This window comes from Pseudomonas tehranensis (genome assembly GCF_014268615.1).
Lineage (GTDB): Bacteria > Pseudomonadota > Gammaproteobacteria > Pseudomonadales > Pseudomonadaceae > Aquipseudomonas > Aquipseudomonas tehranensis.
Genome location: NZ_JABWQV010000029.1, coordinates 23,026 through 35,626 on the forward strand (window position 1 = coordinate 23,026; position 12,601 = coordinate 35,626).

A 12,601-nucleotide genomic window follows, 5' to 3' on the forward strand; every position below is an offset into this window, starting at 1 on the left:
AAGGCACGCCCGTGCGTTGGCTTGAGGTCATTGGGGGCCAGAAAAGGGGACTTGGGCGGCCAGCGCTTGCCCAACCCGCTGCTCCCCGGTGTGCGCCCGTAGGAGCTGTCGAGTGCAACGAGGCTGCGATCTCTCCCCAACCGCTTGAATCTCAAGCGAAAGACCAAGATCAAAAGATCGTCCGAACGCGGCCCGAGCCTTCGGCAGCTCCTACACCACGGCATAACAAGATCAGGGCAGCAACAGCCCCTGCTCGCGCTCGCACAACTGCACCACGTAATCCCAGAGCACCCGCAGGCGCACGGATTTGTGCAGTTCGCGGCGGGTGCTGATCCAGTAACTGCGGCGGATGGTTTCATCGGGCAACAAGGGGACCAGGGCCGGGTCGTTGCTGGCCATGTAGCAAGGCAGTACCGCAATCCCCAATCCCGAGCGTGCGGCCTGTTGCTGGGCGATGACGCTGGTGCTGTGGAACACCACCCGAGGGTTGCGGCAAAAGCTGTTGAGAAACATCAGTTCCTGGCTGAACAGCAGATCGTCGACATACCCGATCCAGGCATGCCGGGCCAGGTCTTCGCGACTGCGCAACGGTGGCGAGCGGTCCAGGTAAGCCTGGCTGGCGTAAAGCGCCAGGCTGTAGTCGGTCAGTTTGCGGGTCACCAGCAGGTCGGCCACCGGGCGTTCAAGGTGAATGCTGATTTCCGCTTCGCGGTTGAGGATGCTGACAAAACGCGGCACTGCCACCAACTCCACCTCCAGCCCCGGATAGCGCTGGAACAGTCCGTCCATGCGACTGGCTAAAAACATGATGCCCAGCCCTTCCGTCACCCCCACGCGGATCTTGCCCAAGGGCGCGCTGGACTGGGTGATGTCCTCCTGAGCCAGCAGCGCCACGTTTTCCATGGCTTCGGCGTGCTTGAGCAACGATTCGCCGGCGGGGGTCAGCTCATACCCCTGGGCATGCTGGACAAACAGCGCGGTGCCCAGGCTTTTCTCGATGGCTTCGATGTGCCGGGCCACAGTGGCATGGGTGGTGTTCAGGCGTCGTGCGGCCGTGAGCAAACGGCCGCTGCGTTGCAGTTCCAGAAAGTAGCGCAGGTCATTCCAGTCGAACATGGGCCATCCTTGAACACGCCTGAAGGCAGGACTGTTTAAAAACGCACAGCGGTTGCGCAAAAACTAACATTCTTTTGACGAAACCTAACAACTAGGATGCATTCCACAAGAACAAAAATGAGGTCGCGAATGCAACCTGTCGTCGATGAATACGATTACGTGATAGTAGGCGCCGGCCCTGCCGGATGCCTGTTGGCCAACCGGCTTAGCGCCAACGCGCAACACCGGGTGCTGTTGCTCGAAGCCGGCGGACGCGACAACTATCCGTGGATTCACATCCCGGTCGGCTACCTGTTCTGCATCGGCAACCCGCGCACCGACTGGTGCTTCAAGACCGAGGCGCAACCGGGTCTGCAAGGGCGCGCACTGAGTTACCCACGGGGCAAGGTGCTGGGTGGCTGCTCCTCCATCAACGGCATGATCTACATGCGCGGCCAGGCCGCGGATTACGACAGTTGGGCCGCCGAGGGCAATCCTGGCTGGGCCTGGAAAGACGTGCTGCCGTTGTTCAGACAGAGCGAAAACCATTTTGCCGGAGACTCCGAGTTCCATGGCGCCGCCGGGGAATGGCGGGTCGAACGCCAGCGCCTGTCATGGCCGATTCTCGATGCGTTTCGCACCGCCGCCGAACAGAGCGGTATCCCCAGCGTCGACGACTTCAACGGCGGCGACAACGAAGGCTGCGGCTACTTCCAGGTCAACCAGAAAGCCGGGGTGCGCTGGAACGCGGCCAAGGCCTTCCTCAAACCGGTTCGCCAGCGCCCCAATCTCACGGTCATGACCGATGTCGAAGTCGACCGCGTGCTGTTGCGTGACAACCGGGCCCACGCCGTCAGCGCCCGTTGGCAAGGCAAAAGCATGACGTTCAAGGCGCGCAAGGAAATCATGCTGTGCGCCGGCGCCGTCGGCTCGCCGGGTATTTTGCAGCGCTCGGGGATCGGTCCGCGCAACCTGTTGCAACGCCTGGGCATTGGCGTGGTTCATGAGCTGCCCGGTGTGGGCGGCAACTTGCAGGACCACTTGCAACTGCGGCTGATCTACCAGTTGGAAAACGCCCGTACCCTGAACCAGATCGCCGGTACTTTATGGGGCAAGATGGGCATGGGGCTGCGCTACCTCTATGATCGCAGCGGCCCGCTGTCCATGGCCCCCAGCCAACTCGGCGCGTTCGCCCGCTCGGGGCCGGAACAGACCTCGGCCAACCTCGAATACCACGTGCAGCCCTTGTCGCTGGAACGCTTTGGCGAACCACTGCACAGTTTCCCGGCGTTCACTGCGTCGGTCTGTGACCTGCGTCCGCAGAGCCGTGGCCGGGTGGACATTCGCTCGGTCGACCCGCACGAGGCGCCGCTGATCCAGCCCAATTACCTGAGCCATCCCGAAGACTTGCGGGTCGCTGCCGACGCCATCCGCCTGACCCGACGCATCGTCGCCGCCCCGGCATTGAGCGCCTTCAAGCCGGTGGAATACCTGCCGGGACCAAGCCTGCAAACCGAGGAAGAACTGCACCAGGCCGCCGCCCGTATAGGCACGACGATTTTCCACCCGGTGGGCACCTGCCGCATGGGCCAGGACCGCGACGCGGTGGTGGATGCGCAACTGCGGGTCCACGGCATCAACGGCCTGCGCGTCGTCGACGCCTCGATCATGCCGCGCATCACCTCGGGCAACACCTGCTCGCCAACGCTGATGATTGCCGAGAAGGCCGCGCAGATGATCCTCGAGGCGGACATCCGCAGCACCACGCCCCAAAAGGAACCGGCCACGGTCTGAAGAACAAAACAGTCCCCCTGTGGGAGCGAGCCTGCTCGCGATAGCGGTCTATCTGACACATATAGGTTGAATGTGCGGCCGTCATCGCGAGCAGGCTCGCTCCCACAGGGGAAAAATTTGAACTCAAGGTATGCAGCAAAACAGGAGACGCTGTACCGGCGTCGACAGTGGAACAACAAAAACAATCACTGTGAGGGATACCCAAATGTCTGAACATGTTCAGTCCCTGGAAGCCACGCGCAGCGCCGGCACCAGCCAGGAAACCCAGAAAGTCATCTTTGCCTCGTCCTTGGGGACGGTGTTCGAGTGGTACGACTTTTTCCTCTATGGCGCTCTGGCGGCGGTCATCAGCAAGCAGTTCTTTGCCGGGGTCAACGACACCACGGCTTTCATCTTCGCCCTGATGGCGTTCGCCGCTGGCTTTATTGTGCGGCCTTTCGGCGCCTTGGTGTTCGGACGGCTGGGGGACATGATCGGACGCAAATACACCTTCCTGGCCACCATCATTCTCATGGGCGTGGCGACGTTCTGCGTCGGCCTGTTACCCAACTACGCCAGCATCGGCATTGCCGCACCGATCATCCTCGTGGTGCTGCGCATGCTCCAGGGCCTGGCCTTGGGCGGTGAGTACGGCGGCGCTGCCACCTACGTCGCCGAACACGCGCCGATGGGCAAGCGCGGTTTCCACACCAGCTGGATTCAGTCCACCGCCACCCTCGGCCTGCTGCTCTCGCTGCTGGTGGTACTGGGCTGTCGTTATTTCACGGGCGATCAGTTCGAAGTCTGGGGCTGGCGCATTCCGTTTCTGCTGTCGATCTTGTTGCTGGGCATCTCCACCTGGATTCGCCTGAGCCTGCATGAGTCGCCGTCCTTCTTGAAAATGAAAGAAGAAGGCAAGTCCAGCAAGGCGCCGATCCGAGAGTCTTTTGGCAAATGGGAAAATCTGAAGGTGGTGCTGATCGCCCTTTTCAGCATCAACGCCGGCCAAGCGGTGACCTTCTACGCCGCGCAATTCTACGTGCTGTTTTTCCTTACCCAGTTCCTGAAGATGGACCCGGCCCTGGCTAACAGTTTGCTGATCGTCAGTGTGGTGATCGGCGCGCCGTTCTTCATCTTTTTTGGCTGGCTGTCGGACAAGGTCGGGCGCAAACCGGTACTGATGATTGGCCTGTTGCTGGCGACGGCGTTGTACTTTCCGATCTTCAAGACACTGGCCCACTACGCCAACCCGGCCATTGACCTGGCGAGCCGTCAGGCGCCAATCACCGTAATCGCCGATCCGGCCACGTGCACCTTCCAGTTCGACCCGGTAGGCAAGGCGCGTTTCGATAGCCCATGCGACAAGGTCAAGACCTTCCTGGTCAAGCAAGGCCTGCCCTACAGCAGTGTCGCGGCGCCAGCCGGCAGTGATGTGCAGGTCAGCATCGGCGATGTGAAGCTTGAAGGCTACGACGAAGCCGCCCTGCGCGGCGCGGTGACCCTGGCAGGCTACCCGCAACAGGCCGACGCCCAGCAGATCAACCGGCCGATGATCGTGGCACTGATCGTGGCGCTGATCATCATTTCAGCCATGTGCTACGGCCCACTGGCGGCGCTGATGGTCGAACTGTTTCCGACCCGCATCCGCTACACCTCCATGTCCCTGCCCTACCACATTGGCAACGGCTGGTTCGGCGGTTTCCTGCCCACTGTGTCGTTTGCCCTGGTGGTCTACACCGGGGACATTTTCTACGGGCTGTGGTACCCCGTGGTGATCACCGGGGTGAGCCTGGTGGTGGGCATGATTTGCCTGCGCGAAACCCGGAACGTGGATCTGGATAAAAACTGAGGCAAAACCGTGGCGAGGGCGTTTGTTCCCTCGCCAGCGGTTCAGAAGCGCGCCTTCAGGGTCATGGTGAAGTTGCGCGGCTCACCGTAATAGTTACCGAAGTTCTCGGTCCCGATGGTGCTGTAGTAGCGCTTGTCAAACAGGTTGTTGCCGTTGAGGGCCAACGACCAGGTGTCATCGATGCGGTAGCCGACGCGACCGTTCCACACGGCATAACCGGCCTGGGTGATCTTCTCCCCCGTTGCCGGCGATACCCGGAAATTGTCGCTTTGGGCATTGACCCCCACACCGACGCTGAACCGTTCGAACGCCCCACCCAGGGCATAATCGCCCCACAGACGCAGCACATGACGCGGCACATAGCTGTTGAACGAGCCACCATTGAGGCGGGTGTCAATGTCGTTGAGGGTCTTGGTCTGGGTGTAGGTGTAACCGGCAAGCAGCTGCAGGCGCTCGATGACTTCGCCACTGATCTCGGCTTCGAAACCCTGGGCGCGAACCTTGCCGGCGTTCTCATAGCAGTAACCGTCCGAAGACGCACAGCTTGAGTTGTAGTCGGTCTGGGCCTGGTCTTTCTGCAATGTGCGGAACAGGTTGAAAGCGCTGTTCAGGCGTCCCTCGAACCATTCACCCTTGATCCCCAGCTCATAACTTTCACCCACCAGGGGCTTGAGCGCCGAACCGCTTTCGGAACGATAGTTGCCTTGGGGCGTGAAAATGTCCGAGTAACTGGCGTAGGCCGTCAGGTGTTCGTTGAGGTCCAGCAACACGGCAGCAAACGGGGTGACCTGGCCTGTCTCCGTGCTCTTGGCGTGTTCCGAACCGCCGGTGATGAACACCGAGTCGGTCTTGGAGTTGTACCAACTCACCCGGCTGCCCACGACAAACGTCAACGGGTCCGCCAGTTTCAGGCGCAGGGTCGAATACAGGCCTTGTTGCCGAGTGACGGTTTTCACCGGACCACCGCGTGTTGAGTTCTCGATGAAATAACTGTCATCCGGCTCCGGAATGTGTCGATCCGGATCGAATACGTTCTGTTGCTGCGGCAGGAAGGCGACCGAGAAAAAATCATCCTTGTCCGAACGGCTGGCGTTGAAGCCGACAATCAACTCATGCTGTTGCCCGAGGGCGTCGAACTTGCCGTCCAGGTAGGCGTCGAGGCCGTAATCGACTTGATCATAGTCGTACATGCTGCCCAGCACGTTGGTGGTCGAGACGCCCGGTGTCACTGCCCCGGACGAAAACGCGTATTTGATGTCCTGGGTGTTTTTCGTATAAACACCGGCCACCTTCACGGCCCAGTCGTCATTGAGCTGGTGCTTGAGATCGCTGAACACCGTGGTCCGCTGGCTGCGCCAGGTATTCCACGACGGATCCAGGCAAGTGGAACGACTGAGTTTCAAATCGCTGCCATCCCTGTAACGCGGCTGCCCGCCCCAGCAAGGACTCGCATCGACATCCTCATAGGCCAGGCCCAGGCCGAGGGTGGTGTCGGGCGTCAGGTCGAAGTCCAGGGCACCGTAGTAAATCTGGTCCTTGCGCCGAGCGTCGTCGTAGAAATAATGCCGGCTCTGTTCGGCGATCACCGCCCTGCCCCGCAGGGTGCCGGAGTCATTCAGCGGGCCACCGGTATCGACCTGCCCACGGTAGTTGTCCCAGGTGCCGCCCGAGAGGCTGAGTTCGGTCTGGGCCGCGGCCTGACCGCGTTTACGGACAAAATTGACGCCACCGGACGTGCCGCCCGCGCCCTTCATCATCCCGGCGGCACCGCGCAGGACTTCGACCCGGTCGTAATACGCCATGTCACTGCTGAAACTGTCGGCCTGGACATAGCTGTTGCCCATGTCCAGCGGAACACCGTCGTATTGATATTGACCGGACATCCGGAACCCACGGGAATAGAAATATTTGCCGCCCATGGTCGAGTCGTAGACGGTAATGCCGGGCGTTTTTTCCATCACTTGATCGATAGTGTTCAGGTTCTGGTCGTCGAGCATCTTGCGAGTGATCACTGTCACCGATTGCGGCGTCTCGCGCAGGGAGTGCTGGCCTTTGCCGATCGTGACCGCCCCCGTCGTGTAGGAGCCACTGTTCTCGGTGGTCGCGCCGAGCATCTGCGCCTCGATGGTGGTTGCTTCCAGTTGCATGGCTGAACCGTTGGCGGGCACGGGGCGCAGCACGTACGTGCCGTTGGCCTGGAGGTCGGCTTGCAGGCCGCTACCGCCAAGAATGCGGGCAAACCCATCGCCCACGCCGAACGAACCTCTCAGGCCGGGCGATTGCAAGCCCTGGAGTTGCCGGGCATCAAACGAAATGGCGACACCGGCGGCGCTGGAGAACCGGGTCAGGACATCCACCAGGCTGCCGGCCCCGATATCGTAGGTCTGCACCGAACGCTGCTGCGCCGAGGCACCTGGAGCCGGACTGGCATTCACGACCCCGACGCTGCCGGTCACGGCTGCCAGCAAGCCGATTTTCACTGCAAACACCAGACGACCTGGCGCGCTTACCCAAGACATGCTTCCCCTCCCCAAAACGGTCGATAAAAACTCACTGAGGAAGAGCCGAACGATGGAGATGAAAAGTGCAGGAGCGCATTCTTTTTTATCGTACCGCCGCGTCAGCGCTGATCGCCGCTCGATACCCGGACCCAGAATCGGCTGTAGCGGGTCACGCGTAACGAAAAGCCACTCTCCAGCGCCGCCAGGGCGAGATCGGTGTTATCGACGGGAAACACCCCGGAAACCTTCAAGTCGGCAATGACCGGATCACAACGCAACACGCCGTTGCGGTAACGCGACAGTTCGTCCAGCAGCGCCGCCAGAGGGCGGTCGATGGCGATGATGCTTCCCTTCTGCCAGGCACCGACCGACACATCGTTGCCGCGCAGCGTACCCAGCGACCGGTCATTGAAATCCAGGCGCTGGCCGGCTTCGACGCGCATCCTCGAGCCAATCGCCGAGAGACTCACCTCGACCGCTTTCTCAAGCACCGCCACCTCACCGCCCCACGCCTGGCCTCGGACGATAAAACGCGTGCCCAGCGCAAGCACTTCGACATGACCGGTGATGACCTTGAAAGGCCGCTGCAAGGGATCGATCGCCGTCGTGACGAGGATCTCCCCCCACAACAGCTCCAGTAGCCGCTGGCGCCCATCGAAACGAACATTGACCGAGGTGTCGGTGTTGAGTAGCACGGTGCTGCCGTCCGCCAGCTGAAACTCACGGCGCTCGCCCACCGCGGTGCGGTAATCGCAAAGCAGGTTCTGCGTAGCCTGGCTGCGCCAGCCCAACCAACCCAAACCGCTGGCGGAGGTGAGCAACAAGACGCTGCGCAACACCTGGCGACGGGATCGATTGTGGCGTTCGCTCAAGGTCGGTGCCGCCAGGGCGCCCGGCACACTCGCCATCTGTTCAGCCACCGCTGTCATTCGTTGCCAGGCCTGGCTATGCAGCGGGTCTGCGCTCAGCCAGGCATTCCACCCGGCTCGATCCGCGTCGGTCGTGATGCCGGAATGAAGCCGGGCGTACCACTGCGCCGCCATACGGATGGCTTGCAACTCTTCGGCCGGCAGGTTCATGAAAGTTGCAATTGAATCTGCATCAGGCAGCAATGTTCCATGGCCTTGGCCATGTGGTTATTCACCGTACGTACGCTGACGCCCAAGCGCTCTGCAATTTGCGGATAGGTCAGGCCGTCGAACTGCGACAGGATGAATGCCTGCCTGACTCGCGGCCCCAACCCCAGCAGCAAGCGGTCGATCTCCATCAGGGCCTGAAGCAGGATGGCCTGTTCTTCCAGCGACGGGAGCTGCTCTTGCGGCATGGCGGCCAAGGCTTCGAGGTAGGACTGTTCCAACGAGCGGCGGCGAAACAAATCGATCAACAGCCCCTTGGCGATCATCGACAGGTACGGTCGCGGCTCACGAATATCCAACGCGGAGCGAGCCTTGATGACGCGCACGAAGGTATCCTGGGTCAGGTCCGCGGCATCGAAAGCATTGCCCAAGCGCTTGCGCAGCCAGCCTTGGAGCCAACTGTGATGATCACTGTACAGAACGTCGACGGCACTGCGTAAGGACAGATCGGTGGCGGGCATGGCAATGGAATAATTCGCGACTGATAATGACTCGCATTGTCATGGAGCACATCGCCGCTTGCAACCCAAACATGCACGGTACCGGACCTGCCACCTCATCCTCTTGGCATTGCTCAGTGCACAGAGTGATTTTTCACCGTACTTTCCACCAGATCCAGCATCTGCCCCAGCGCCCAGGGCTTGGCGATGAACGAGGCGTGGTGCTTGATCCCAGCGCTTTCCGGGGTTTCGAAACCGGACATGATCAACAAGGGTATCTGTGGCCACTGGTCGCCGGTCAAATTGGCCAGGTCCGCGCCGTTCAGTTTGCCGGGCATGGTGATATCGGTGAGTAACAAGTCCACATCGTCAGCACTCTGCTTGAGGAATTCCAGCGCCGCGTCGGCGCTTTCCCGGGGCTCCACGGCAAAGCCCTCGTCCTGCAGGATCTCACACAGGAACTCCAGAATGGTCTGATCATCTTCAACGACGAGAATCAAACGCGCGGCCGCCTGTCCGTTGCCCTTTGGCATCGAATTCATGTAAGTGACTCTCCTTGACCCCATAAACGTTCTTTGCGGTTTCAACCGCTCTGCAAGTTATGAGCGATGCCCTGGCGAGAAATTCATTCTGCGTGCAAATACACCGCCAAACGTTGCGATAACCGCCCTGGAGCAACGCATCGCAACGTTTTATCTGTATATCCATACAGATAAAACTTGCTCCGACGCCCATCCATGACCATGCTACAGCCCCATGAAATCTGCTTAGGAAAAGGGCGCTATGCAGCTGTACCTGTGTGAAAAACCGTCCCAGGCCAAGGACATCGCAGCCGTACTCGGTGCCACGCGGCGCGGTGATGGTTGCTGGCTGGGCGCGAACATCACAGTCACCTGGTGCATCGGCCATCTGCTGGAAACCGCCCCGCCCGACGCCTACGATGCTCGCTACAAGCGCTGGGTACTGGCAGACCTGCCTATCGTGCCGACGCACTGGAAAATGACCGTCAAACCGAAAACCGCGAGCCAGTACAAGGCGGTCAAGCGCCTGTTGGGGGAAGCCAAGACACTGGTCATCGCCACCGACGCCGACCGCGAGGGCGAAATGATCGCCCGGGAACTGGTGGAGCATTGCCGCTACCGTGGGCCGATCCAGCGGCTGTGGCTGTCGGCCCTGGACGAAGCGTCGATCCGCAAGGCCCTGGCAGCACTCAAGCCGGGCGCCGAAACCTTCAACCTCTACCATTCGGCCCTCGGCCGCTCCCGGGCCGACTGGCTGATCGGCATGAACATGAGCCGACTGTTCACGCTGCTGGGGCGCCAGTCCGGTTATCAGGGCGTGCTGCCGGTGGGCCGCGTGCAGACACCCACCCTGCGACTGGTGGTGGATCGCGACCGCAGCATCGCGGATTTCGTGCCGGTCGCCTATTGGGCCATCGACGTGCAACTGCGCCACGACGGCACTGTGTTCACCGCTCAGTGGCGCGCCGACCCGGATGCCTGCGACGACCAGGAACGGTGTTTGAACCAGGCCCTCGCCCGGGACGCCGCCCAAGCCATGGCCAACGCCGCCACCGCCCGGGTGATGAAAGTGCGTACCGAGCGCTTGCGCGAAGCGGCGCCGTTGCCGTTCGACCTGGGCACCCTGCAGGAAGTCTGTTCGAAGAAACTCGGCCTCGGCGCCCAGGAAACCCTGGACATTGCCCAGTCGCTCTACGAGACCTACAAGCTCATCACCTATCCGCGCAGCGATTGCGGTTTTCTGCCTTTGAGCCAGCACTGCGAAGCTCCGGCCATCCTCGCCGCCCTCGCCCAGGCCGATCCGGGTCTTGCGCCGCTGCGCGAGCACTTGCAGCCACAACGCAAATCCCGGGCCTGGAACGACGCCAAGGTCAGCGCCCACCACGGCATCATCCCTACCGCTGCGGCGAAGAACCTCGACAAGCTCGCCGGCAAGCAGCGGGCCGTCTATACGCTGATACGGGCGCGGTATCTGGCCCAGTTCCTGCCCAACCACGAATACGACCGGACCCAGGCCGACTTCGACTGCGCCGCCCAGACATTGCGGGCCGTGGGCAAGCAAATCGTCGAACCCGGCTGGAAACGCGCCCTGCCCGAAGCGCTGGCCCCGGCACGAGGCCGTGAAGCACCGGTACCACAAACCTTGCCGGCCCTGGTCGAAGGTCGCGACTGCACCGTGGACGAGGTCAAACCCAAGGACCTGTGGACCCAGCCCCCCAAGCCGTTCACCGAGGGCGACCTGATCAAGGCGATGAAGAACGTTGCCCGACTGGTGGAGGATCCGCTGCTCAAGCAAAAGCTCAAGGACACCACCGGCATCGGCACCGAAGCAACCCGGGCCTCGATCATCCAGGGCCTGCTCGACCGCGGTTACCTGGTGAAAAACGGCAAGGCCCTGTCCGCCACACCGGCGGCCTTCAGCCTGATCGATGCGGTGCCCCGCGCCATCGCCGACCCCGGCACCACCGCCATCTGGGAGCAGGCGCTGGACATGGTACAAAGCGGTGAGATGAGCCTGGAAGAGTTCGTGACCCGCCAGGCCGCCTGGATGAGCAAACACATCGCCCGCTGCCAGGGCATGAGCCTGACCATCAGCGGCCCGGCCAGCCCTGCCGGCCGTGGAGCCACCCCATGGAAAAGCAAACGCAAGCCGGCCAAGCGCAAGGCCGGCGGTACAGCGCGCAAGACGAGCAAAGCCAAGGCGACCTGAGCGTGGCGAGAATCTCCCTGTGGCGAGGGGATTTAGCGAAACGTCGCACCGCCCCGCTGGGGCGCGAAGCGGCCCTAAACCCCAACACCTCGGTGTATCAGGCAGATTGAGTCGACTCACTTGGGGCTGCTTCGCAGCCCAGCGGGGATAAATCCCCTCGCCACAACGACCGCCCTACACACCCTTTCGCCAATTTTTCATACCCAAACCATTTTGTCCGACAATATGTAGTGACCAAAAATAATCACTACAAAACCGTTGACGCCTCCGATTTGGCCTTGCATGATGCAGACGTCTCCCCGATCGGGAGTACAGGTAAATGCTTGAGCAAGCTCGTCTGACCGCCGAGCTGTTTTTGGATAAGGGACTGCCCACAAGGCAGATTGAAGGTGCTGACCTGGCATGACCGTCCGGTGACAAGGACGAGAAACGTCGGCGAAGATCCTCATGACGCGCGGGGTCGACCCTCGAAAGTTGACAATGCCTGAAGGTTTTTCGCTGTTTCTCTTCGTTGTAGCGCATTTGCGTAGCAGCCCTTCGATAACACTACACAACCGATGCACGACCCCGTCGACGTTTGACGGCCGGATGCTGACGGCCTGGTTTCGGTGCTAGCCATACAGCACTGGGCAGGCGCTTACCGAAAGAAGCGAAGTTTTTGCGAACCACCAGACAGATCAACCAAATGGTCAAGGGGCTTACACATGAATCTGAATAATCAACCATCTATTGATGAACTGGCTCGCATATTCGCAGCGCACAAGGACACCCTGGACAGCCATATCCTGTGGATCAGCAAGAATGGCCAAGTCCACATGGATTGCCTGTCGCCGTTCACACAGGAAGACGAATTCGAGAAAAACCAGCAAGACCTGTGTGCCCGACTGAAGATGTACCGCCGCGGCCAAGGTTATGTTGGCAAGAAGGCCGCAGCCGACAAAGACTTCATTGGCAACGTGCTGCAAACGCTGACTCAGGCCTGGCAGTCGATGCAAAACACCTCCAAAGTGCAGGTCATCGACCGCTTGTGCTGATCGCGCTTAAGACAAAGGCCCGTTCCTGATCAGGAACGGGCCT

At 61.0% G+C, this 12,601-nt stretch carries 9 protein-coding genes; 4 read left to right on the forward strand and 5 right to left on the reverse strand.

Translation table 11 applies throughout. From position 1 onward, the window contains the following. Window positions 1–231: 231 nt before the first annotated feature. Entirely contained in the window at window positions 232–1,116 is an 885-nt protein-coding gene (locus HU811_RS08245) for a LysR family transcriptional regulator (protein ID WP_186655199.1), read from the reverse strand. Between the two features lie 129 nt (window positions 1,117–1,245). Between HU811_RS08245 and HU811_RS08250 the strand changes: the two genes are divergently transcribed. Then, window positions 1,246–2,889: a GMC family oxidoreductase gene (locus HU811_RS08250; RefSeq protein ID WP_186655202.1), complete on the forward strand. Its 1,644-nt coding sequence runs from the start codon at window positions 1,246–1,248 to the stop codon at window positions 2,887–2,889. 205 nt (window positions 2,890–3,094) lie between these two features. Next, window positions 3,095–4,717 (forward strand): MFS transporter, encoded by a 1,623-nt coding sequence (locus HU811_RS08255; RefSeq protein WP_186655204.1) that lies wholly within the window; start codon window positions 3,095–3,097, stop codon window positions 4,715–4,717. A 41-nt stretch (window positions 4,718–4,758) separates the two neighbouring features. On the opposite strand, the gene HU811_RS08260 is transcribed toward HU811_RS08255, so the two are convergent. The 4 genes from HU811_RS08260 to HU811_RS08275 form a co-directional block, all read right to left on the reverse strand. Further along, window positions 4,759–7,236, reverse strand: coding sequence for a TonB-dependent siderophore receptor (locus tag HU811_RS08260; protein ID WP_186655207.1), 2,478 nt, complete (start codon window positions 7,234–7,236; stop codon window positions 4,759–4,761). A gap of 101 nt (window positions 7,237–7,337) precedes the next feature. Then, window positions 7,338–8,297 carry a FecR domain-containing protein gene (locus HU811_RS08265; RefSeq protein ID WP_186655210.1) on the reverse strand — a complete coding sequence of 320 codons (960 nt, stop codon included), beginning with the start codon at window positions 8,295–8,297 and terminating at the stop codon, window positions 7,338–7,340. Further along, window positions 8,294–8,815 carry a sigma-70 family RNA polymerase sigma factor gene (locus HU811_RS08270; RefSeq protein ID WP_186655212.1) on the reverse strand — a complete coding sequence of 174 codons (522 nt, stop codon included), beginning with the start codon at window positions 8,813–8,815 and terminating at the stop codon, window positions 8,294–8,296. Before HU811_RS08270 ends, HU811_RS08265 begins: the two co-directional genes overlap by 4 nt. Before the next feature lie 113 nt (window positions 8,816–8,928). Then, window positions 8,929–9,336: a response regulator gene (locus tag HU811_RS08275; RefSeq protein ID WP_186655215.1), complete on the reverse strand. Its 408-nt coding sequence runs from the start codon at window positions 9,334–9,336 to the stop codon at window positions 8,929–8,931. A gap of 241 nt (window positions 9,337–9,577) precedes the next feature. Here HU811_RS08275 and HU811_RS08280 point away from each other — a divergent pair, with 241 nt between their 5' ends. Both HU811_RS08280 and HU811_RS08285 read left to right on the forward strand, forming a co-directional pair. Further along, window positions 9,578–11,524, forward strand: a complete 1,947-nt coding sequence (locus tag HU811_RS08280; RefSeq protein ID WP_186655218.1) for a DNA topoisomerase III — start codon at window positions 9,578–9,580, stop codon at window positions 11,522–11,524. Between the two features lie 704 nt (window positions 11,525–12,228). After that, the gene (locus HU811_RS08285; protein WP_186655221.1) at window positions 12,229–12,558 is read left to right on the forward strand and encodes a hypothetical protein; all 330 of its coding nucleotides are present in this window, start codon (window positions 12,229–12,231) and stop codon (window positions 12,556–12,558) included. Window positions 12,559–12,601: the final 43 nt, after the last annotated feature.

Bases quoted from the DNA above. Each gene is read 5' to 3' on its own strand.
- HU811_RS08255 (WP_186655204.1), top strand. From the start codon at position 3,095: ATGTCTGAACATGTTCAGTCCCTGGAAGCCACGCGCAGCGCCGGCACC.
- HU811_RS08245 (WP_186655199.1), bottom strand. From the start codon at position 1,116: ATGTTCGACTGGAATGACCTGCGCTACTTTCTGGAACTGCAACGCAGC.
- HU811_RS08260 (WP_186655207.1), bottom strand. From the start codon at position 7,236: ATGTCTTGGGTAAGCGCGCCAGGTCGTCTGGTGTTTGCAGTGAAAATC.
- HU811_RS08275 (WP_186655215.1), bottom strand. From the start codon at position 9,336: ATGAATTCGATGCCAAAGGGCAACGGACAGGCGGCCGCGCGTTTGATT.
- HU811_RS08280 (WP_186655218.1), top strand. From the start codon at position 9,578: ATGCAGCTGTACCTGTGTGAAAAACCGTCCCAGGCCAAGGACATCGCA.
- HU811_RS08250 (WP_186655202.1), top strand. From the start codon at position 1,246: ATGCAACCTGTCGTCGATGAATACGATTACGTGATAGTAGGCGCCGGC.
- HU811_RS08265 (WP_186655210.1), bottom strand. From the start codon at position 8,297: ATGAACCTGCCGGCCGAAGAGTTGCAAGCCATCCGTATGGCGGCGCAG.
- HU811_RS08270 (WP_186655212.1), bottom strand. From the start codon at position 8,815: ATGCCCGCCACCGATCTGTCCTTACGCAGTGCCGTCGACGTTCTGTAC.
- HU811_RS08285 (WP_186655221.1), top strand. From the start codon at position 12,229: ATGAATCTGAATAATCAACCATCTATTGATGAACTGGCTCGCATATTC.